Below are 20422 nucleotides of genomic sequence, written 5' to 3'. Positions count from 1 at the left end.
TTGCGTGACAACCGCCGTACCGGCTGGAAAGGGTGAGATCACCAGCAGGGAGGTGGCAGGTGGACGAGGTGAGTCGGGCGTCGCAGACGACGCAGGTGGTGCCGTTGGTCGAGGTGCAGGTACGCGGCGACCTCAACGCGAGTTCCGCGCCGGGTGTCAACGACGTCCTCGAGGAAGCCCTTGCCTTGCATCCGAGGCAGCTGGTGATCGACTTGGCGGACTGCGAGATCATCGATGCGGCCGGGATTCTGCTGCTGCTGGATGCGCACCGCCGGGCGATGCGCGACGGCGGGATGGTCGCGCTGCGGTCGCCGTCGGCGCGAGCGCGTCGCAACCTGAAACTCGCGAAGGTCGACCGAGTGCTCCAGGTGATCTCCGCCGACGGCGACCTCACCCTCGGTGAGATCCCGCGCCGGGAGATGGCGCCGTGAGCGGCAACAGCCGACATCGGCTGATCCTGGCGGCTGACCGGATCCCACCCGTTGACGTCGACGACGCCCGCGACGATCTCGACGCGGCGCTGTCGGCGCTGCGCCCGTTCGCCGCGGCGCAGGATGCGGCCTGGGTGGCCGCCGAACCCGGCGACCCGGATCAGGCGTTCGACGCCGCGCACGCGGCGGCGCTGCTGCGCTCGCTGGGCCACCAGCAAGGCACCTTCCCCGACGGCTGGTTCGGCACCTACCGGGCCGTCAACGAGCAGGTGGCCGCGACGGTGTCCGGGTCGGCGGCCGATGCGGCGACGCTGTGGGTGCATGGCCACCAGCTGCAGCTGCTGCCTGGCATCATGCGGCGGCTTCGTCCCGACGTGTGCAGCGTGATGCAGCTGCACACGGCCTTCCCGCCGGCGGAGTCGATGGTGCGGCTGCCTGAACATCGGGCGCTGCTGTCGGGGCTGCTCGGCGCTGACGTGATCGTGCTGCCCCACCGGCGGGCCGCCGACAACCTGCTCGACCTGGCCGGCCGTGTGCACGGACTGCCCGTACGCGACGGCCAGATCGCCGTCGGCAGCCGGCGGGTGCGGGTGATGGCATACCCCCTGCCGGCCGACACCGCGGGAATCGGGCGGTTGGCCCGTTCAGCGCCGGTGCGTGCTCGGGCGCAGGAGATCCGGGATGCGTTGCGGGTGGCGGGTCCGGTGCTGCTGTCGGTGGCCGGCTGGGACCTGGGCGAGGCCGTCGAGCAGCGGCTGGGCGCGTTCGAGCGGTTCTTGGCCGAGCACCGCCCGGCGCCGGCGACCGCGGCGTTGCTGCACGTGGCGTGCGGCGAGCCGCAGACCCCGGCCGAGGACGAGCAGCGTGAGCGTGTCGACCGGCTCATCGCGAAGATCAACGGCACGTTCGCCAACGTCGGCCAGGCGGTCGTGCACTACGTGCGCGCCACGCCGGACCGGCGGGAGCTGACCGCGCTTTATCTGGCCTGTGACGGGCTGCTGGCCACGCCGGCTCACCACGGCACCGCCGCACATGCTCACGAGTTCGTGGCCGCGCACGCCGGCGCGCCGGTCGTGGTCAGTGAGCTGACCTGCGACGGCGCTGACCTGCCGGGGGCGGTTGTGGTCAACCCGCATGACACCGCCGCGTTCGCCACGGCCATCGCGCGCATCGCCGGGGTCCGCGAGCCGGTGCCCGAAGCTCAGGTCGCGTTCGCCGCATCGGGGCCGGAGGCGTGGGCGGGGCGGCTGCTGTCGGTCGCGACCGCTCGAGCCGGTACGCACGCTACTGTCCGCCCGCGTCGGCAGATCGCCGCACCGGGACACATTCGGCCTGCCGGGCACCCGGCAGCATCGCACGAGCACGCAAGGAAGATCGACGCACAGTGACTTTTCCGCTCGACCAGCAGCAGCTGCTGCGGCGCGCGCACGGCTGCCTGCTGGTGTCCGCGTGCGCGGACCTGATGGCCGCGCCGTTGCACGGCCGCACCACGCCCGACCCGGCGCAGATGGAGGTGATCCTGCGGGCCGAACCGCGCCTGGCCCAGCCCAGCCCGGCTGCGTTGCAGATGGTCGTGTTCGCCGAGCATCTGGGCGCGCACGGAGGGCGGATCAACGACGACGTCCTGGCTTCGGATCTGTCCAAGGAGTGGCCGACGGACCGGCCGGATCTGGACGGTACTGCCACCTCCCGGGTGTTGACGTCGGTGGCGGCCGGCACGCGCTGGTGGCAGATCGCTCCGAACGTCCATCATGGGCAGGGCAGTTTCGGCAGCGTCGCCGCCGTGCGCGCGTGCGCGGCCGGGCTGGTGGCCGGCAACGGCGTGGCCGCTGCCGCTGCCCTGGGCCGCCGCTCGGCCGGGATCACGCACACCCATCTGCTGGCCCGTGACGGCGCTGCCGCCACGGCGGCCGCGGTCGCGCTCGCCTCGCGCTCGCAGCCGGCGGTGCCGGCTGACAAGTACCGGTTTCTGTCGGCGGTCGCCGCGCAGATGCGCACCGCCGAGTTCCGTACAGCGCTGCGCACGGTACAGACGCTGGTCCGTCATCGCAGCGCCCCGGCCGAGACCGCCGCCACCCTGGGCGCTGACCGGACCGCGCTGCGCAGCGTGCCGGCGGCACTGACCGCGTTTCTGCGCCACCCCGACGAGCCTGCGGCCGCGATCCGGTACGCGCTGATGATGGGTGGGCAGACCCAGACCACCGCGACGATCGTCGGCGCGATCAGCGGCGCCCGAAACCCCGAGTACACCCTGGCCGTGCCGTGGCGGCCCGAGGTCATGCGGCTGCTGCGCATCCGTGCCGCTGCCGCCGCGCTGTCGGTGACCACCGCCGGCCGCGCCGGCCGCAGCTCCGCCGATCACCACTCGGATCAGCCGCGATGACCGATGATCTCGCGCTGCGCCTGGCCGGTGAACAGCGGACGCTGAACATCTGCGCCGTCGGCGCGCTGCACGCCGACAACGCCCACCGGCTGCCGAAGGTGGTACTCGGCCTGCTACGCCAGCACGCCCCGGCCGTGGTCCGGTTGGACCTGAGCGCGGTCACCCGCATCGACAGCGTCGGCGTCGTGGCCATCGTCCTGTCTGAACGGCAGGCGGCCCGGCACCGGGCCGCGTTCGCGATCACCGGCCACTCCCCCGCTGTAGCGAAGGCCCTGCGCGCATACGGCGCCGGACACCTGCTGCCGGCGCCGCGGGCACGCCACGCCATGCCGCTGCGCGCACCGCGGACCGGCACCATCTGCCGCAGCACGGTGTACCCGCCGCCCACCGGCCCCCGTCCGGCCGGCGGCCGCCCATGACCGACGCCTTGCATCTGCGGCTGCAGGACGCCGCATCCGGGCTGCGGCTGGTCGCCCGCGGCCGCCTGTGCGCCGACACCGCACGCCAGCTCGGCCAGGCGGTCAGCATGGCTTTGCGCCGGCTGCGCGCCGCCCGGCTCACCCTCGACCTGGCCGCGGTCGACACCATCGACGCCGCCGGCGTCGCCGCACTCATCCGAAGCCGCATCGAAGCCGACCGCTGTAACGTCATCCTGACCATCACCGGCCCGACGCCGCATGTAGCCGAAGCCATGCGCAGCCATGCCATGTCCGCCACTACCGACACCGGTAGTCCCACCGGCCGCACTGGTGTCTTAGCGGTCGTACTGCCGTTCAGAACACCAGCGGCTGCGGTCCGCGTGCGCACCAGACGCCACCACCGTCCACACTCACAGCCGTAGTCCGGCCGGATCTCACGCGGAGGCACCAAGCATGGCAACCGAGGCCGGCAGCGACGCATCGACCTCAGGAAACGGGCCGCCCAAAGGCCACCGGTACGACCTCGTGGTGCTCGCCAACCGGCTGCCCGTCGACCAGGCCACCGACCCGGACGGACAAGCGTGCTGGCGGCGCAGCCCCGGCGGCCTGGTCACGGCACTGCATCCGATCATGCAAAGCCGGGCCGGGGCCTGGATCGGCTGGCACGGTCGGCCGGGAGCCGCACCGAAACCGTTCAACCACGACGGCATCCGTCTACACCCCATCGAGCTGTCTGCCGAAGAAGTCGACGGCTACTACGAAGGCCAGTCCAACGCGACCATCTGGCCGCTGTACCACGACGCCGTCGAGCAGCCCGTCTTCGACCGCCGCTGGCGGCAGGCCTACCACTCGGTCAACCATCGCTTCGCCGCAGCCGCCGCGCAACTGGCCGCGCCCGGCGCGCTGGTATGGGTACACGACTACCACCTGCAACTGGTGCCCGGGATGCTGCGCAAACTGCGGCCCGACCTGCGGATCGGGTTCTTCCTGCACATCCCGTTCCCCCCGGTCGAGCTGTTCTGCCAGCTGCCGATGCGCGACGACATCATGCGCGGCCTGCTCGGCTCCGACCTCGTCGGCTTCCAGCACCCGCAGGGAACAACCAACTTCGCCCGCCTGGCCGCCCACCTGCTCGACGCCGAACTCGCCGACGGCGTCATCAAACACGAAAGCGGCGTCACCGCCGCCGCCACGTTCCCGATCTCGATCGATGTAGCCGGCCAGCAGCAACTCGCCACCGAGCCACCCATTCGTGCCCGCGCCGATGAGATCCGCCGGGAACTCGGCAGCCCACGAACACTCATCCTCGGCGTGGACCGCCTCGACTACACCAAGGGCATCGAACACCGGCTGACCGCCTACGGCGAACTGCTCGCCGACGGCCGCCTCGACCCGGCCCAGACCGTCATGGTCCAGGTCGCGGTACCCAGCCGGCAGCGCTTGGACCAGTACCAGTCGCTACGCGAGCGCGTCGAGACGACCGTCAGCCGCATCAACGGCCGCCACGCCGGCATCGGCAAGCTGTGTGTGCACTACCTGCATCAGTCCTACGACCGAGAAGAGCTCGCGGCGCTGTACCTGGCCGCCGATGTCATGGCGGTGACGCCGCTGCGCGACGGGATGAACCTGGTCGCCAAGGAATACGTCGCCACCCGCACCGACGGGACCGGCGCGCTGGTGCTCAGTGAGTTCGCCGGCGCCGCCGCCGAGCTACGCCAGGCCTGGATGGTCAACCCGCACAACCTCGAGGCGCTCAAGGACACCCTCGCCGAAGCCGCGGCGGCTGACGTCGCCGAACAACGCCGGCGGATGGAGCCGATGCGGTCCCATCTTCGCCGATATGACGTCAACCGGTGGGCCGCGGCTTTCCTCGGGCAACTGGGTGATCCGGCCAGTCCGGAGCCGAGCTGAGCAGCGCGGGGCAGGCCATCGGCCGCCAGGCCATGCCCCGGGCGCCGGTCGGCTGTTGTCGGCTCGGGTCAGCCGCGGCGGTGACCGGAGTCAAGCAGCGCTGCCAGTCGGGCCGGGGCACCGGTCAAGATGAACACCAGGCCGCGGCGCTCAGCTTCGACCCGGCAGGCCTCGATCGCGGCGGCACCGGACCGGTCCACGTCGGTGACCAACTCGGCGCCGACCTCACACACCGCCGCGCGATGGCGACCCAGTCCTGCGCGCACGGCTTCAGTCAGCAGGGGTCCGTTGGCCGCATCGAGGGGACCGACCGCCGCGAACCGGATCCGGTGTGCGGCCACCGCGACAGTGATCCGCAGATGCTTCACCGGCCTGCCGTCGTTCATGCGTCGGCCTGCACCGCCGACAGGGCCCTCGCGGCCCGACGTGCCCGCATGTCGTCGCCGGGCGTGCGCCATGACCGCGGTGTCAGCAGCTGCGGCGACCGGGCACCGGCCAGCGCTGCGGTGATCGTCGGGATCGCGTGGTTGCCGCCGGCCAGCTGCAGCGCGAACGCGATCGCCGCGTCGGGTTGCTCCGGGTGGCGCAGATAGGCCGTCAACGCCGCCGGGACGGTGCGCAGCGCGGTGTCGGCGTTGCCGACCGTGCCGACGACCTCTGCCGGGCCGGCGCGGTGACGCAGCAGCGCCCGGACGATGTTCAAGCAGCTGCGGAGCTCCGGGCAGCGCAGCTGCCCCGCGACGATGTCGAGGAACCTGTTCGCATCCAGGGTGCGGCTCGGCTGCCCGTAGGTGCTCAAAGCAACCGCGACCGCGACCGCGGCGGCGCCGTCCAGGGCGAGCGGATGGGTGTGGGTGATTGCCGCGGCACGGCGCGCGGTGGCCGCCACGGCACCGATACCGGCCTTGGGTACCAGACCTGCGGCGATCGCCCGCACGGCCGCGCCGTTGCCATAGGAGCCCTGCCCGTCGTACAGCGTTGATGCGCTCTCCCACCACGGCTGGCCGGCCCGGACAGCGGCCAGCACACTGCCCGCACCGGTGGCCGTGTCATCACCGGTCCAGGCGGCGGCGAGTTCGGCGGCCAGGTCGTGCTCGTCTATGTCGCCGCCTCGGGCGGCCAGGTGCTCGGCCAGCACGAACGGCTGCCCGCTGCCTGGCGGCACGGCGATGTCGGCGGCCGGTAGCCGCATGACCTTGTCCACGACCTCCGGGTCCGGTAGCCGTGCCGTGCCCAGTTGCACGGAGAAGCGTTCGGCGCAGCCGGCCAGTAGCAGGCAGCGGTGGGCGATGTCGTGCCATGAGGCGGTGACCGGCGTCGTCGGCGGGATGGTGGTGATCACGGGCGGTCCTCTCCGGCGAAGATACGATCGAGGAAGCATCGCCGCTGCTCATGGCAGTGATCACGCGGTTTCATGACAGTTCGGTGACAGCCCGTCAGTCAGGCGTCACGATGCTCACGCGCAGCGGACCTGCCGCCGGGCGCAGCAGCTGGGTCCCGCCCGGCAGGTCCAGCAGCCGCAGCGCCTTCGCCCGCACCGTGATACCGGTGTGGGAACGCGGCAGCAGCCACGCTGCGGTGCGTCGCCCGGCGCGCTGCTTGGCGCGCACGAACGGCAGCATCCGCCGCTGGTAGCGCTGCGCGGCCTCGGTGGGCGTGCCGCCGTGGCGCAGCTCCTGTGCCAGCACATACGCGCCGGCCACCGCCAGCGACGCGCCCTGGCCCGCCATCAGTGACACGGACTGACAGGAGTCCCCGACCAGCGTCACCGGGCCCCGGCACCAGCGGTCCAGCTCGATCTGCGCGACGATGTCGTAGTACAGCCCGCCCCCGCTGGGCAGCTGCGCGAGCGCATGGTCGGCGATCGGCCCCATCCCGGCATACGCGGCCATGATCGCGGATCGCGGGTCGTCGGGCAGGCCGGCGTCCGGGGTGCGATGCACCAGCCACGCCGCCAGCCGTCCACCGGGCACCGGATATACCTGCAGCTGCCGACCCGGCTCGGCCACTGCCACGGCGCACTGGCCGATCCGGGCAGCCAGGTGCGGATCATCGAACAGGTACGACGCGCTATGGCAGCCCAGGTACCGCAGCAGCGGCTGTTGCGGGCCGAACGCCAGCCGGCGCACCCGCGAGTGGATCCCGTCGGCTCCCACCAGCAGATGGACCTGCTCGACAGTGCCGTCGCTGAGCGTCACCTCTGCTCCGCCGTGGTGGTCGGCGACCGCGTCGACGGTCAGTCCGTGGCGTATCGGCACCCGGTCGCCGAGAGCCTGGCGCAGGACCTGTTCGAGATCGCCGCGCATGAACGTGAACACGCGTCCGTCGAATGTCGCGGCCAGGCCGGCGTAGTCGATACGGCCCCGGCCCTTGCCTGCGGCGTCGACGTAGCGCACCTCCTTGATCGGAGTCTGGATCGCGTTCAGCGCTCCGAGCAAGCCCATCCGGGCGGCCGCGTTGTAGCCCGAACCAAAGAAGTCGATCATGTAGCCCTCGTCGCGGGGGCCGTCGGCCTGCTCGACGAGCTGCACCTGCCAGCCGTCGCGCTCCAGCCACCACGCCAAGGCCAGTCCGGCGATGCCCGCACCGCAGATCAGCGCCCTCATCGGACCTCACCGCCCGTAGTGCGGGCACTGGTCGCCACCGCGACGGCATCCCGTCCGGCGGTGTGGCCCAGATGAGGTCCGGTGCTGGATTCCCAGCTGCGCCACCATTGCTCGTCCGGCTGCTCACCGGCTGCCTGCGCGATCGCGTTGAGCAGATTGACGACTCCCGGCGCGGACCCGACGGTGGCGGTGGCGGTGGCGAGCAGTTCCGATAGCCGTTGCCGGCGCTGGCGCATGGTCGTGCCGACCAAGTCCTTTCCCTGGCCGGTCAGCGTCATCCACACCACGCGCCGGTCGGTGGCGTCCTGCCGTCTTACGACGAGTCCACGCTGCACCAGGCGGTCGATTAGCCGCGACACGGTCGAGGGCTGCACGCCCAGATCGGCGGCGAGATCCGCGGCACGCTGAGGGCCACGAGAGGCCAGCACGACCAGCGTCCGGTACTGGGTCAACGTCACGTCCGCACCCTGCTCCTGCAGCGTGCGGGCGGTCTGCGCGACCATTGCCCGGCTCACCGCCAGAAGCGCCCCGACAAGCTCATCATCTTGTGCCATACAGCAACTATTGCATGCATACAATTATCTGGCTAGCGGCTGCCCCCCAAGGCTTCCAGCCGCAGAAAGTGCAATGCCTGGCCCACCGCCTCGTAGTCGGCCTGACTGCCGTCGACGCGGTAGCCCATGAAGCCCGCCAGGGCCCGTGCCGCCCGCCGATGACGGCGCGCGTACTCCGCCATGGCGCGAGCCCCCTCGTCCGGGGCCAGCGGCACTGCGGTCACCGCCACGATGCGCCTGCCCCGGACCATCGAGGCGGCCGGGTGCGCAAGCAGGTTGCGATACCAGTCCGCGCGCGGACCGAAGCCAGCCGCGACCACGACCCCGGCGCCGTCGGAGCCGACGACTTCCACGACGGTCTGGTGCACCAGCCCGGTCCGCCGCCCCCGGTGGTTGATCAGCACGAATCTGTCGCCGAGCAGCCAGCCCAGACGTAGGCGGTAGAGAAGGACGGGCGTGCGCAGCAGCAGGCGTCGAATACCAGCCGGCTTCGGAGGTGGACTAGCCGATTTCACGCCCGAGATACTTGCAGGTATACAAGTATCTTTCAAGGATCAGTGAGGAAGACGTGCGGCAGGACCGCCATGCGGCCCGGCCCTGACCGGGCCGCATGGCGGCGAGCCCGACTTCCTAACGGGATCACCAACCTCAACCGCCGACCGATTCAACGGTGATGGCCGTCCACATGACAGTCCTGTGACGGAACTTGCCCACGGTGCCAGCGGTGCCGAAGCTACCGGGCAGCATCACGAGCCGATGCCGGGGCGCGGTCTGCGACGCGTGTGGCCGATTCCGTACGCGCAGTGCCCGTGCGGGACGTGACAGGTCGACGGAGATGGTGACGCGGCCCGACCGGGGAGGTACGGGCCGCGTCGGCCAAGGCGGACGGCTTCACCGGACGTTCGGCCGACCTGACATGGACCTCGGCAGGATCAACCCGTTGCGGCTCGACGGGGTAATGGCCGTTTCATGACAGTCGCATGACAGCCGGTCCCGCGTCCTGCCGGTGACCGGCCATGCCGTCCCGCAGGTCAGCCGATGCCGCAACGCCCCAGTCCGGCCCATCGGCTGTCCACCCAGCAGGGCCGGCTTCAACACGCGTCACCGTCGACCCACACACGGGTGCGATCAGCTCCTGCCAGGCCGCGACCGCGGGCACCTGCACGGCGCCGGCCACAGCTGGGCGCACCTGAAATGCAGCCCCCAGGCCGGCCACCCGGCGACGCGCTTCGAGCAGAACACGCACTCCGTGGACGTCCACCGACCGGCAGCCGGCGAGATCCACGACCAGCTCCCGCGGGCGAAGGTCCAGCGCCTCGCCCAGCACGCGGCCGACCTCTGCCGCAGAACTCGCGTCCAGATCACCTTGAACGACCACCTCGACGACCGGCACCTGCCACCTCGCCAGGAACGCCACCACGCCGCCTCCACTCACCGGGTCGCCCTCCGGGCCTCGGCCTCGCCGACCGACGCCCGAGTCCGGCGGCGCAAACGAGCAGGCGAGAACCCGCACCAGGCGCGCATCGCCTTGCCGGGCAACCGCCGCCCGCAACATCTCAAGCTCACCACGCCGACGACCGAAATCGGCTGCTCGACAACGCTCGCGGCCTCTTGTCACACAACTGTCATCCGAGCACCCGGAGCCTTGCGGCCAGCCCGGCCGGGCGCGCGCCAGCAGGCTCGCATCACCGACGCGAACACCGCCGCTCACCTCTCGTGCAAGGCCGACCCAACCCCGGGCGGGTACGGCCGGCGTGACGTCCGGAGCCGACCTGCTCCATGACGATCCAGTGACAATCCACCACACGAACCGCGCCGAGCAGGGCATTCACCGTCAACCGCGCTTGCTTGGCCGGCAGGTGCCCGGCACGCTCACGCGATGAGCATTCGCAGTGAGCAGTGGGTCACGCGATGGCAGGAGCGCACCGCGCCGGCACTGACGGTGCTGGCGGTCGTGTTCCTCGTCGCCTATGCCGTGCCGATCCTGTGGCCTGCGCTGCCGGTTGCGGCGGACCGGTTGTGCCGCATCACCGATTTCGGGATCTGGGCCGTTTTCGGCATCGACTACGCCGCCCGGCTGCTGCTGTCTCCGACCCGGCTGCGGTTCGTCCGCCAGAACCTGTTCGACCTGGTCGTGCTGATCCTGCCGATGATCCGGCCGTTACGGGTGCTGCGGCTGCTGGCAGCGCTGATCAACTTGAACCGGCGGGCCGAGCAGTGGACCCGCGGCAGGCTCGCCGTCTACGTCGCGGGAGCCACCACGACGGTCGTCGGCGTCGCCGCGCTGGCGATCCTCGACGCCGAACGCGCCGACCCGGCCACCAACATCGACACCTACACCGACGCGCTGTGGTGGGCGGTGGTCACCATCACCACGGTCGGCTACGGCGACCACTTCCCCGTCACCCCGACCGGGCAACTCGTCGCGCTCATCCTCATGATCAGCGGCATCGGGTTGATCGGTTTCGTCACCGGGTCGTTGGCCAGCTGGATAGTCGAACGGATCGCCGTCGCCGAGAACACCACCCGCGACGCGACCAAGGACGACATCGCGCAGGTCCTCACCGAACTCGGCCAGCTCAGACGTGAAGTGGCCCAGCTTGCCGGCCAGCTGGGCGCCAGGGTCCCGGCGCAGCCACGCCCGGACGACGGCGCTTCGGCCGCAGCGGCACCAGGCGGTGAGCCGGCGGCCTGACCGGCACTGCGCGTGGACTCTCGCCGCAGCGCTTGCGCGCAGATCGCGCCGCGAAGGCCTCGACCTCGCCGGGACGGGCCCGGGCGGATCTACCCACCTGTCTGGTCGCCGGCCTCAGGGTCGGGTTCCCAGCGCCCGCCCAGCGCGGCATGGACCTGTCCGGACAGGCGCCGTAGCCGTGCTTGTTCGGCGACGGTGTAGTGCTGCTGCCTGGCGACCGTGTCGTGGATCTGGTCGAGTTGTGCGCGTACGGCGGTATGGGTGGGCAGGTCTGTGGCGCACCAGGCGACTTCGCGGAGCAGGGCGAGCAGCCGTGCCTGGATGGCGGGCTCGGCGGCGCCGTAACGGCCAGGTTGGGCGACGACCAGCTCCAGCAGGTCGGGCAGATCAGGCTGAGCGATGATCACACGCACCCGCTCGTCCTGGTCATGGAGCAGCCGCGGGCTGGGGCGGTGGGTTGCGAGGTCGCACAGTATGGCGCTGGCGTGGGCCAGGGCGTGCACGGCAGTGGTGGGGTCGTTGATGCCAGGGGAGAGCGCCCTTACCGCGACGTCGGTGAGTTGCCGCAGGCCGAAGGAGACGTCCTGGTCGGTGGTTCGCTCGGGGCCGATGGTCAGGGCGGCGTCGAGGTTTGTCGCCAGTCGTTGGTCTGCGGCCTGGTCGGCTGCGGCGGCCGGGGCCAGCGGCCAGGCGTGCGCGAACGGGGTGGCTTGAACGAGCCAGTCGCCGACGTGACAGTCGAACCTGATGACCATCGCGGCGTCGACAGCCGCAGCCAGCAGTGCCCTGTCGTCGACGGCGGTGAGAAATCCGGTGCGCTGGGCGGTCACGGGTTTCGCGTCCGGCGACACCGCGGACGGCGGGCAGTCGCGTTGCTGGTGCTGGAGCATCCGGCGGGCGGTCGCGGCGGTGTCGTCGGCGACACGTTGCAGCAGGCGTTCGATCCGGATCTGGCCGACCACATGGGCCAGGAAACCGATCAGCGCCACGACCGAGGTGAGCCCGAGCAGGAACGCCAGCGTGACCGATAGCTGCGGGACGAAGCCCGACTGGGTCGCGGTGTCGGAACGGATCGTGCGCAGCACCATGACGGCATAGGTGAACGTGCCCAGCAGCAGGGCGAGGGTGGCCTGAACGGCCGGGTCGCGGGTGAAGGTGCGCAGCAGCCGCGGCGAGAACTGGCTGGAGGCCAGCTGCAGTGTCACGACGGTCAGGGAGAAGGTCAGCGCGGTGACGGTGATCAGCGAGCCCGCGATGACCGACAGGACGGTCCTGGCTGCCTCGGGCCCGCCCGTGAACAGGTGACCGATCAGCGCCTCAGGCAGGTACGCGGTCAGGGTGGCGTCGGCGCGCGGCAGCGCTATGCCCAGCACGACTGCTGCGATGACACCGAGAGCGGGCAGCGGCCACAGCCGTGCCCGCCATTCCTCCCAGGCTGTCTGCCACCTGCGCCGAGACGGGTTCACCCGGACCAGGCCCGCTCGGTCGGAGCACCGGTGCTGCTACCCGACGTCTTATCCTCCCTGTCGATGTTGAAGAAGATCGTCAACCAGGTGACCGTCGGGAACGGGCAGTGAATGCCCAGACCGTGGCAGACAGCGTTGCCGCCCAGGCTGAGCACATGCAATGCCGCCGTGAGCCGCAGCCGCCGGGCCGGCACACCCGCGCGGAGCAACGCGATGTTCACTCTCGACTCGTCTTCCAGGTCAAAGCGCATCTTCCCAGCCACGATGAGCGCCGACAATATAGGATAATCTACGCCAGTATCGCGACACGCGGATCTGCTGCCGTACGGCACGCCTGGCCGGTTCGCCCGGGCAGCGGACCTGACGGTTCAGCAGCAGGCCCGATGTCGCAGAGTGTGAGTACCAGCGGGATGCGCGGTGTCTCGATGATCGCGGGTTCCGGCGCCACCCCGCACGCTGGTCTCCGCCGGCCGCCGCCCGGCGATCCACTCACCTGCGGTGACGTGTCGCGCGGCGGCCAAACCCTCGCGAATTGCGCCGATGAGCCTGCCTCGCTGGGTGGCCTTCATCGACGTGGGCGTCGTGCCGCTGGCGAGGTGGAGCGGGTCGTGGCGGATTGGCAGCGGCTTGGTGCCATCGACGGTCGTGACTGGACACGTACTGCCATCATACGGTCATGCAGGACGGAGCGCGCGTTGTGCCCGAAGCGCCGGTGGGGCGACCGTGGCGGTGGTGGGGCGTGTTGCGGCTCGCAATGGTCCTGCTGTGGCTGCTCGCGGCAGCCGCCGGCTGGTGGACGGCTCCACGCAAGCAGAGCTACGAGCAGGCGAGGGCGGACGTGGCCGCTGGCCACGTGACGGCATACCAGTGGGGCGACAGTTGGGCCGCCGGCAGTCCGCGGCCGTGGTTCGGCGTCTCCGGTCTGCGGGCGTCCGGCACACTCGGTCCAGTGTTCGTGTGGCGAACTCCCGATGGCCGGGTGCACTGGACCAACACGGACTTTTTCGACCAGGTCACCACCACCGGCGCTGTCGACCCGGCGAGCTACTCCGGGCCCGGTGCCGAAGGTATTGCGCAGGATCTGCGGGCTGGCGGCCTGGAGCACCGAGCTGGCGAGATCCAGCCCCTGGGGGTCGCCGTCACCGGGATCGGCCTGGCCCTGGCAGCCGTCTTCCTGGGCGTGGTTGTCGCCGGTCCGGCTCCGGTTCTCGGCACTCGATGGTTCTGGTTCTGGCTTGTCTACACCGCACCGTACGGCCTCGGGATGCTTTTCTGGTTGTCGCGGGACCGCCCGTGGTCGCGTCCACTGGCACCGGCGGCCATGCCAGGCGATCGGGAGCGGCGCGACCGTGGGATCCTCGGCCTGTGTCTCGGCATCCTCGCGACGATCCTGATCAGCCTTCTGCTGCTGACGCTCCACGAAGCCCTCGGTGGTCGGTGGGTGCCCCTGCCTGACGCCTAGAACCAGAGGCACCGGCGCGACCGAACACTCCAGCCTCGACCGCAGGCTCCGCAAGGTGGCGCGGCGCAGCCAGCCACCGCGAATCGCTGTGGCATCCCGGACACCGAGTCAATGACGATCATGTAACTCGAGGCGTCAGCCGTGGCCGACTCGCGAACCTAGCCACACGCCCGTACCAGCCGCCCGCAGACCCAGCCGTGGATTGCACCGCGGGCTCAGGCTCAGGCAGTGACGACTGAGCGCGCCTGTTCGATCTCAGCGTGAAGGCGTATGGTCGCCTGCCTGGCTGCTTCGGCGAAGGCCGGGCCGGGCGCCGCCTCGATCACCGCGCGTGACGAGCTGATGATCATGCCGCCGAATGCTGTCGCTCCGGCGCGCACGGCGTCACCGACGCTGCCGCCCTGGCGGCCGACGCCCGCCACAAGCAACGGCAGCGTGGGCGTGATGGTGCGCACCTCGGCGATCTCTTGCGGGTAGGTGCCGCCGACCAGCAGGCCGACGTTGCCTTGGGTGTTCCAGTCGTGCTGGGCAAGCCGCGCGACCCGCTGGTAGAGCGTCTCGCCGGAGGTCTGCAGGTTCTGCAGCTCGCCGGAGCCGGGGTTGGAGGTGCGGCATAGCACGATGACGCCCTTGTCTCGGGTGTCCAGGAACGGGCGCAGCGCTTCGACGCCGAGGTAGGGCTGGACGGTCACCGCGTCGGCGCCGAAGTAGCCGAACAGCGCGTCGCGGTAGGCCTCGTTCGTCGAGGCGATGTCACCGCGCTTGGCGTCGACGATCACCGCTGTCTGCGGCGCGACGGTGTTGATGTGCGTGATGATGTTCTTGAGCGCGGCCAGACCGGGCACGCCCCAGCGTTCGTAGAACGCTATGTTCGGCTTGTACGCGCAGACCAGATCCGCGGTGGCATCGACGATCGCACAGGCGTAGGCGGTGATCGCCTGCTCGGTGTCGGGCTCGGTGACCGATGCACGGACCACGGCCATATCGGGGTCCAGGCCGACGCATGCCATGCGGCCCTGCGCCCACTGTCGGCTCAGCAGGTCGGTGAAGACCTCCTCACGCATGCCTGCTGCTCCCTTGCTCGACGTCGATTCACGCTATCAGCGCACCTCGCTGGCTCGTGCACGGCCTTACTCCAATAGGGCCGCCGCCCATGTGGCAGCGCTGGCGTCGGCCCGTGCCCGGCCGCAGCAGCCGTAAGCCCTCGTCGGGAGAACGCGGACTGTGGGGTTGTCATGGAACTGTCATGGTTTCGCCGTGTGATCGCCGACATCAGACAGCATGCTCGCCAGGGCGAGATCACACACGGTCAGACGACCGCTGCCGAGAGTTGCTAAGCGGTATCCGGTAGGTACCGTGCCCAGGGGTTCTCGGCGTCAGCCGCAGCAGAGCTGGAGGAAGGTTGACTGACCCGCTGACGGTGAGCACCGTGACCCGTCGCATCGGCACGGTCATCGCAGTCGCGGGACGCCTCGACGCCGGCACGTCCGCTCACCTCGCCCGCACCCTCGGCGACCTTCTACGCTGCCGACCTTGCCTTGCCGTCACCGTCGATCTGAGCAGGCTCGACTTCATCGGCGGCACGGGCATAGGCGTCCTTGCGCTCTACCGCGCGGCAGCAACCCGTCTGGGCGTGGTGCTGCGGATCGTCGATCCGCCGCCGCACATCCGGATCATCATCGAGGCCAGCGGCTGTGAGCTGCTGACCGCTGCGGGCAATCGGGCAGCGGGCGGGGTCGGCTCATGGCCGATGCGCTGCCGTAATCGTCGCTTAGTGGTGTCGGCCGACACGACACTGTCGAGGCAGCGCGCGGTCAGGCGCTGCTGGCGGCCGCAGCCATGACGTTGCTGTGCCTGACGCCTCCGGGCCGGACACCGGTCACGACGCACACCGACGTCGATCATGCCGTCAGCGACCTGGCCTGTCGGCGAACCGATGCGTCGCAGCGCCGCCGATCCGTGACGAGAACAGCCGTGTCGGAAGGTCGCCACAGGCCGCCTCATCGAGCAGTTGTCCCGACGTCGTGCGGGATCCTCTGTTGAGGACCGACGCGTTGCCGCCTGCGGGTGGCTCCGCAGAGTTCGACGAGCCGGGCGAGCCGTCAGCCGCATTGCTCTGGAGGAATCGTGAACGTTCGGCACACCGATGCCTTCCGGTTTCCAGTAGGTCGGCGCCGTCACCAAGATCACCGGGAAACTCACCGGTTGGTTATCCTTTTGTAAATCTGAGGGCTGCCCGACGCAGGTTCTCCAGCTCCAGCTCAGCGACTTGCTTAGGCCGTCTGCGCAGCTCGTCACGCTCCGACGGACGCAGCTCGTCCGGCTTGCCGCGACCAGCGGCTTCCTCGGCCGCGGCCGCCCACGCCCGCAGCGTTCATGATTGACGCCCAGCTCATGGGCGCAGAGGCCGGACCGGGCGGTCCGACGAGCGCACCCGGTCCACCGCCCTTCGGAACCGCTCTGGATAACCTCGACTTGCCTGCCACCAGGACGCCCTCCCCCAAGCCGCAACTGCCTGGGCCCAGGGTGTCCGACGAGGGTGGAAGGTCAGTCGTGCCCGCACTCGGGTCGGTTTGGCGACTCGCGTCAGGCTGGGGTGTCCACGCGAACGGCTTCAGCTGGTCGTCGCGTGTCAGCCGAGAAGATAGACGGTGACCAGGACGGCTGCGAGGGTGACGACGCCTGCGGTCATCAGGGCGGGGCCGTGGCCGGGTGTGGGCAGTTGGCCGGAGCGGATCGCGTGGCCGGTGGCGCGGAATCGGACGTAGCCGATCAGGCCGCCGATGCTGCCGAGGATCAGCAGCCCGACGCCGATGGCCTGCAGGGGCGGCCGGTCGTGGGCGAGTTGGGCGAGGGCGACCCCGCCCGCCATCAGCGTCAGGGCGGTGCGCAGCCAGGCCAGCAGGGTGCGTTCGTTGGCGAGCAGGAACCGCACGTCGATGTCGAGCCGCCCGGGTTCGTCATCGCGGGTTGTCATCCGGTCACCGGACGTTCATGGTCGCTGGCGGTGGTTTCGCCGCCGTTCGTGCTCGGTTCACCTTCGCCGTCGGTTGGGTCATCGCCGGTGGGTTGCACGCTGGTGACTGAGTCGGGTTGGCCGCGTCGTGCCAGCAGGAGGTATGCGACCGCGGCGGCGAAGATGAGGATGGAGGTCCAGATGTTCAGGCGCAGGCCCAGGATGCGGTTGGCGTGGTCGACGCGTAGGGCCTCGACCCAGACCCGGCCGAGGGTGTAGGCGGCGACGTACAGGGCGAACAGCCGCCCGTAGCCGAGCCGGAAGCGTTTCTCGGCCCAGATGAGCAGGAGGAACACGCCGACGCACCACAGCGACTCGTAGAGGAATGTCGGGTGGTAGGTGGCGATGTCGGGGGTGTCGGCCGGGCGGTGCGCGGGGTCGATGCGCAGCGCCCATGGCAGCGTCGTCGGTGCGCCGTAAAGTTCCTGGTTGAAGTAGTTGCCGAACCGGCCGATCGCCTGCGCGAGTACCAGGCCAGGGGCGACTGCGTCGGCGAATGCCGACAGTTTTACTCCGGCCCGTCTGCAGCCGATCCACGCGCCGAGCGCGCCGAGGGCGACCGCGCCCCAGATGCCGAGGCCGCCGTCCCAGATGTAGAGGGCCTTGATCGGTTGTTTCTCGGCGGTGAAGTACAGCTCTGGGTCGGTGATCACGTGGTAGAGACGGCCGCCGACGATTCCAAATGGCACCGCCCACAGGCTGATGTCCAGTACGTCGTCAGTCCGGCCGCCTCGGGCGGCCCAGCGTTTCTGGGTGACGAGGACCGCGACGATGATCCCGGCGATGATGCACAGGGCGTAGGCGCGGATCGGAATCGGCCCCAGGTGCCACACACCACGGGCGGGACTGGGAATGCTAGCCAAGATCATGGTTCCTCCGGGCGGGTCGGGTGCCGGTGCCACGATCTCAGCCGGGCGGCGCGCCCGCGCACCCGACCCTGGCTTCATCCGCCGCGGGGCGACGCGGTGACGGTCGAAGGACCCTGGGTAGGCGCCGGCAGCGACTGCTGCAGCCTGCTGACGAAGGTCAGCAGGACCGCGACTTCGGCGGATACGCACAAGGCCCGAAGAGCCGGTCGGCGTGGCAGCCAGGATCCTTCCGGGTCAGGCTGGCGGAGTTGTCACGACTGTCGCCTCTTCGCCGAGAGGTGGCCGTGGCCGATGGGAGCGGGCTGCGCGAAGCCCGCTCCCATCGGGTCAAGCTCGGATCAGCTTCAGCTTGACCTCGCCGGCCAGGTCCTTGCCGTCAGTCAGGATGTACTTGACGAACGCCTTAACGAACTCGGCCTTCTTCGGGTCGTCGTACTTAGGCTTGACCAGGATGAAGGTCGGCGCGGTGATCGGGTACGACGTCGCACCGGCGGCGTTCAGCGGGTTGTACGACAGGTCGTCCTTGACCTCCGCACCGGCGAGCGCGGCGGTGGCGCCCTCCAGAGTCGGCAGCGCGAACTGGCCGTCCTTGTTCTTGATAGCCGCGAAGGTCAGGCCCGAGTCCTTGGCGTCGGACAGATCGACGTAGCCGATGGCACCGTCGGCGGCCTTGATCAGCTGCGCGACACCGGTGTTCTTGGCACCAGCCTGGGTGTCGGCCGCCCAGGCCACGGAGTCGCCGCTGCCCAGCTTCCACAGGGTGGAGGCGGACGCGAGGTACTTGGTGAAGTTGCTGGTGGTGCCCGAGCCGTCCGAACGGTGCGCCACGGTGATCGGGGTGGCGGGCAGGGTCACGCCCGGGTTGTCGGTAGCGATCTCCGGCGCGCTCCACACCTTGATCTGCCGCTGGAAGATCTTGGCCAGGGTGTCGGCCGACAACTGCAGCTTGTCGACGCCCTTGAGGTTGTACGACACGGTGATCGGCGGCGCGCCCGTCGGGATGTACAGGAACGAGCCGGCAGCCAGGCCATCGGTGTCCTTGACCAGGCTGTCCAAGCCGGCGAAGTCGGTCAGGCCCTGCCCGAACTCCTTCTTGCCGGCGCCCGAGCCGATGCCGTTGTAGGTAGCCGTCAGGCCCTTGGCCTCGTCCTTGAGCTGGGTGACGACCTCCTGGTAGAAGGTGTTCGGGAAGGTGGCACCCGAACCCTTCAGCTCACCAGTGAGGGAGGCGATGCTGCCGGGGCGGCGCTGACGCCTGGGTCGGTCGTGGCGTCGTTCTTCGACGAACAACCGGCAAGAGCTAGCGCAGCGATAGCGACACCAGCAAAGACGCGCCGGGAGAGCACGTTACGGTTCACTTCAGGGGTGCCTTCCTAGTCAGGGTTGAGGCCGTCGCCGGCCGACCCCCGACACTGCATCCCCAGGTGGACGGGTGGTCGGTCCCAGGTGAAGCGGGGGTGAACAGGCAAAACGCAACCGTTGACGGCCAAATCAGCACGGTGTAGCTGGGAAGTGAACGGGCTCACACCGCGGGTCAAGGTGTCCCCGAGCGGTGTGCTCGACCTCGGCTGGCCTTCGGCGTCAAGCCATCCGGTCCGGTCGGTGAACCGGATAGCCGTAACGCTGCATCAGCGGCAGGGTCAGTGCCGTGGTGGCCAGCCGGGTCGTGGCCGGCAGCCCGTCGCGCCAGGCGTCGTCGGCGCGTACCTCAACCGTGCCAGTGCGGAAGCGGCCGGGATTGCCGGACACGGTGTGGTTGGCTGCCAGCTCGACGGTCCGATCGTCGAGAAACGGGCTCGACGCCGGCGTCACGTCGACGAACCGCAGCAGTTCGTCGACCGCGCCGCGGGGGTCGGCGGTGAAGTCCTCGTAGCGCTGCAGGCGGTAGCGCCCCGGGAACGCCAGCGAGGTCCACTCCGTCAGCCCGTTCCACGACATCCACTTCATCGCGCTGTCGTATGGGCTGTGTTCGAGCATCACGTCGGGTGCCGAGCTGTCCAGCTGCTTCTTACGGCGCCGCCACGAGTGCGCGACAGCCCTGGGGTCGCGCACCACCTGCAGCAGGTACGGCGTGATGTCGGCGGGCTGGCGCGCCACCACCGCAGCGCCCGATGGCAGTTTCGACGAGTCGATGATGAGCTCGGCACCGGTGACCTCGGCGATCGCCCGGTACAACCGGGTGAAGACGCCCACGAGATGGTGGCCCCTCCGCAGCAGGCGCGGCGCGTGCCGGGCACGAGCCGCGTCACGCTGCCATTTCTTGACGTGGCGTGGGTCGGGAATGTCATCGCCGAACGCGCACCGCAGCACGTCGCGCCACAGCGGGCAAGCTCGCACCGGCTGCCCGCATCCACAGCTACGCCCGCCGAGCAGGCCCCGCTCGAACAGGAACCACAGCTCGCCTGCGGTGAACACGCCGGGATGGGAACCGAGCACATTGTCGATGATCGTGGTGCCGCTACGTCCCCATCCGGCCAGGTAGAGCACTTTCGCCATCCGCCGAGGATGCCTCGCGAACGTCAGAATACGGCCAAGATCCCGTTTGACAATTCAGTGACAATCTCGCCTCTTCCACCCAACGTGCATGCCGCGCTACCGAGGGTCGGCTTC

General features: G+C 70.0%; 22 protein-coding genes. 9 read left to right on the top strand and 13 right to left on the bottom strand.

All coding sequences use genetic code 11. The features are described from left to right. The first annotated feature begins 59 nt into the window (after nt 1-59). Genes HAV39_RS31240 through HAV39_RS31215 form a run of 6 tightly spaced genes read left to right on the top strand, consistent with a single transcriptional unit; the run spans nt 60 to nt 5144 of the window. Nucleotides 60-431, top strand: coding sequence for an STAS domain-containing protein (locus HAV39_RS31240; protein ID WP_191842758.1), 372 nt, complete (start codon nt 60-62; stop codon nt 429-431). Next, complete coding sequence (locus HAV39_RS31235) at nt 428-1819, top strand: trehalose-6-phosphate synthase (RefSeq protein ID WP_191842757.1); 1392 nt, start codon at nt 428-430, stop codon at nt 1817-1819. The genes HAV39_RS31240 and HAV39_RS31235 overlap by 4 nt, the downstream gene beginning before the upstream one ends. After that, the gene (locus HAV39_RS31230) at nt 1816-2814 is read left to right on the top strand and encodes an ADP-ribosylglycohydrolase family protein (protein ID WP_191842756.1); all 999 of its coding nucleotides are present in this window, start codon (nt 1816-1818) and stop codon (nt 2812-2814) included. The genes HAV39_RS31235 and HAV39_RS31230 overlap by 4 nt, the downstream gene beginning before the upstream one ends. Next, nucleotides 2811-3233 carry an STAS domain-containing protein gene (locus HAV39_RS31225; protein ID WP_191842755.1) on the top strand — a complete coding sequence of 141 codons (423 nt, stop codon included), beginning with the start codon at nt 2811-2813 and terminating at the stop codon, nt 3231-3233. Before HAV39_RS31230 ends, HAV39_RS31225 begins: the two co-directional genes overlap by 4 nt. After that, nucleotides 3230-3655 (top strand): STAS domain-containing protein, encoded by a 426-nt coding sequence (locus tag HAV39_RS31220; protein WP_191842754.1) that lies wholly within the window; start codon nt 3230-3232, stop codon nt 3653-3655. The genes HAV39_RS31225 and HAV39_RS31220 overlap by 4 nt, the downstream gene beginning before the upstream one ends. Before the next feature lie 31 nt (nt 3656-3686). Next, on the top strand, nt 3687-5144 hold the full coding sequence (locus HAV39_RS31215; protein ID WP_191842753.1) for an alpha,alpha-trehalose-phosphate synthase (UDP-forming): 1458 nt from the start codon (nt 3687-3689) through the stop codon (nt 5142-5144). A gap of 68 nt (nt 5145-5212) precedes the next feature. On the opposite strand, the gene HAV39_RS31210 is transcribed toward HAV39_RS31215, so the two are convergent. From HAV39_RS31210 to HAV39_RS31185, 6 genes are all read right to left on the bottom strand, one after another. After that, nucleotides 5213-5530: an STAS domain-containing protein gene (locus HAV39_RS31210; protein ID WP_191842752.1), complete on the bottom strand. Its 318-nt coding sequence runs from the start codon at nt 5528-5530 to the stop codon at nt 5213-5215. Then, a complete protein-coding gene (locus HAV39_RS31205) occupies nt 5527-6486 on the bottom strand; it encodes an ADP-ribosylglycohydrolase family protein (RefSeq protein WP_191842751.1) in 960 nt (319 codons plus the stop codon). Before HAV39_RS31205 ends, HAV39_RS31210 begins: the two co-directional genes overlap by 4 nt. Nucleotides 6487-6580: 94 nt before the next feature. Continuing rightward, nucleotides 6581-7750, bottom strand: a complete 1170-nt coding sequence (locus HAV39_RS31200; protein ID WP_191842750.1) for an FAD-dependent monooxygenase — start codon at nt 7748-7750, stop codon at nt 6581-6583. Then, entirely contained in the window at nt 7747-8253 is a 507-nt protein-coding gene (locus HAV39_RS31195) for a MarR family winged helix-turn-helix transcriptional regulator (protein WP_239120966.1), read from the bottom strand. The genes HAV39_RS31200 and HAV39_RS31195 overlap by 4 nt, the downstream gene beginning before the upstream one ends. An 83-nt stretch (nt 8254-8336) precedes the next feature. After that, the gene (locus tag HAV39_RS31190) at nt 8337-8819 is read right to left on the bottom strand and encodes a nitroreductase family deazaflavin-dependent oxidoreductase (protein WP_191842748.1); all 483 of its coding nucleotides are present in this window, start codon (nt 8817-8819) and stop codon (nt 8337-8339) included. 452 nt (nt 8820-9271) lie between these two features. Further along, the gene (locus HAV39_RS31185) at nt 9272-9724 is read right to left on the bottom strand and encodes an STAS domain-containing protein (RefSeq protein ID WP_191842747.1); all 453 of its coding nucleotides are present in this window, start codon (nt 9722-9724) and stop codon (nt 9272-9274) included. A 459-nt stretch (nt 9725-10183) separates the two neighbouring features. Between HAV39_RS31185 and HAV39_RS31180 the strand changes: the two genes are divergently transcribed. Then, the gene (locus HAV39_RS31180; RefSeq protein ID WP_191842746.1) at nt 10184-10999 is read left to right on the top strand and encodes a potassium channel family protein; all 816 of its coding nucleotides are present in this window, start codon (nt 10184-10186) and stop codon (nt 10997-10999) included. Nucleotides 11000-11088: 89 nt separating this feature from the next. Here HAV39_RS31180 and HAV39_RS31175 read toward each other — a convergent pair whose 3' ends face one another. Both HAV39_RS31175 and HAV39_RS31170 read right to left on the bottom strand, forming a co-directional pair. Further along, the gene (locus HAV39_RS31175) at nt 11089-12465 is read right to left on the bottom strand and encodes a DUF2254 domain-containing protein (protein ID WP_191842745.1); all 1377 of its coding nucleotides are present in this window, start codon (nt 12463-12465) and stop codon (nt 11089-11091) included. After that, the gene (locus HAV39_RS31170; RefSeq protein ID WP_191842744.1) at nt 12462-12743 is read right to left on the bottom strand and encodes a hypothetical protein; all 282 of its coding nucleotides are present in this window, start codon (nt 12741-12743) and stop codon (nt 12462-12464) included. Before HAV39_RS31170 ends, HAV39_RS31175 begins: the two co-directional genes overlap by 4 nt. 398 nt (nt 12744-13141) lie before the next feature. Here HAV39_RS31170 and HAV39_RS31165 point away from each other — a divergent pair, with 398 nt between their 5' ends. Beyond that, complete coding sequence (locus HAV39_RS31165) at nt 13142-13927, top strand: hypothetical protein (protein WP_191842743.1); 786 nt, start codon at nt 13142-13144, stop codon at nt 13925-13927. A gap of 221 nt (nt 13928-14148) precedes the next feature. Here HAV39_RS31165 and pyrF read toward each other — a convergent pair whose 3' ends face one another. Then, complete coding sequence (pyrF, locus tag HAV39_RS31160; RefSeq protein ID WP_191842742.1) at nt 14149-14991, bottom strand: orotidine-5'-phosphate decarboxylase; 843 nt, start codon at nt 14989-14991, stop codon at nt 14149-14151. Nucleotides 14992-15356: 365 nt separating this feature from the next. Between pyrF and HAV39_RS31155 the strand changes: the two genes are divergently transcribed. Continuing rightward, nucleotides 15357-15770 (top strand): STAS domain-containing protein, encoded by a 414-nt coding sequence (locus HAV39_RS31155; protein ID WP_191842741.1) that lies wholly within the window; start codon nt 15357-15359, stop codon nt 15768-15770. Nucleotides 15771-16559: 789 nt separating this feature from the next. Here the strand turns inward: HAV39_RS31155 and HAV39_RS31150 are convergent. From HAV39_RS31150 to HAV39_RS31135, 4 genes are all read right to left on the bottom strand, one after another. Further along, nucleotides 16560-16904 carry a YidH family protein gene (locus tag HAV39_RS31150; protein ID WP_191842740.1) on the bottom strand — a complete coding sequence of 115 codons (345 nt, stop codon included), beginning with the start codon at nt 16902-16904 and terminating at the stop codon, nt 16560-16562. Next, nucleotides 16901-17845 carry a prolipoprotein diacylglyceryl transferase gene (lgt, locus tag HAV39_RS31145; RefSeq protein WP_239120965.1) on the bottom strand — a complete coding sequence of 315 codons (945 nt, stop codon included), beginning with the start codon at nt 17843-17845 and terminating at the stop codon, nt 16901-16903. Before lgt ends, HAV39_RS31150 begins: the two co-directional genes overlap by 4 nt. Nucleotides 17846-18139: 294 nt before the next feature. Next, a complete protein-coding gene (gene pstS, locus HAV39_RS31140) occupies nt 18140-19102 on the bottom strand; it encodes a phosphate ABC transporter substrate-binding protein PstS (protein ID WP_239120964.1) in 963 nt (320 codons plus the stop codon). A 291-nt stretch (nt 19103-19393) separates the two neighbouring features. Then, nucleotides 19394-20308 (bottom strand): sulfotransferase domain-containing protein, encoded by a 915-nt coding sequence (locus HAV39_RS31135; RefSeq protein WP_191842739.1) that lies wholly within the window; start codon nt 20306-20308, stop codon nt 19394-19396. Nucleotides 20309-20422 lie beyond the last annotated feature (114 nt).

The organism is Catellatospora chokoriensis (assembly GCF_011297315.1).
Taxonomy (GTDB): Bacteria; Actinomycetota; Actinomycetes; order Mycobacteriales; family Micromonosporaceae; genus Catellatospora; species Catellatospora citrea.
The sequence above is the reverse complement of the archived record's forward strand: the minus strand, read 5'-3'. Positions and strand labels throughout refer to the sequence as shown.

Excerpts from the sequence above, each read along its gene's own strand:
- HAV39_RS31225 (WP_191842755.1), top strand. The coding sequence starts at position 2,811 with ATGACCGATGATCTCGCGCTGCGCCTGGCCGGTGAACAGCGGACGCTG.
- HAV39_RS31195 (WP_239120966.1), bottom strand. The coding sequence starts at position 8,253 with ATGGTCGCGCAGACCGCCCGCACGCTGCAGGAGCAGGGTGCGGACGTG.
- HAV39_RS31180 (WP_191842746.1), top strand. The coding sequence starts at position 10,184 with ATGAGCATTCGCAGTGAGCAGTGGGTCACGCGATGGCAGGAGCGCACC.
- HAV39_RS31220 (WP_191842754.1), top strand. The coding sequence starts at position 3,230 with ATGACCGACGCCTTGCATCTGCGGCTGCAGGACGCCGCATCCGGGCTG.
- HAV39_RS31135 (WP_191842739.1), bottom strand. The coding sequence starts at position 20,308 with ATGGCGAAAGTGCTCTACCTGGCCGGATGGGGACGTAGCGGCACCACG.
- HAV39_RS31215 (WP_191842753.1), top strand. The coding sequence starts at position 3,687 with ATGGCAACCGAGGCCGGCAGCGACGCATCGACCTCAGGAAACGGGCCG.
- pyrF (WP_191842742.1), bottom strand. The coding sequence starts at position 14,991 with ATGCGTGAGGAGGTCTTCACCGACCTGCTGAGCCGACAGTGGGCGCAG.
- HAV39_RS31165 (WP_191842743.1), top strand. The coding sequence starts at position 13,142 with ATGCAGGACGGAGCGCGCGTTGTGCCCGAAGCGCCGGTGGGGCGACCG.
- HAV39_RS31210 (WP_191842752.1), bottom strand. The coding sequence starts at position 5,530 with ATGAACGACGGCAGGCCGGTGAAGCATCTGCGGATCACTGTCGCGGTG.
- HAV39_RS31200 (WP_191842750.1), bottom strand. The coding sequence starts at position 7,750 with ATGAGGGCGCTGATCTGCGGTGCGGGCATCGCCGGACTGGCCTTGGCG.
- HAV39_RS31150 (WP_191842740.1), bottom strand. The coding sequence starts at position 16,904 with ATGACAACCCGCGATGACGAACCCGGGCGGCTCGACATCGACGTGCGG.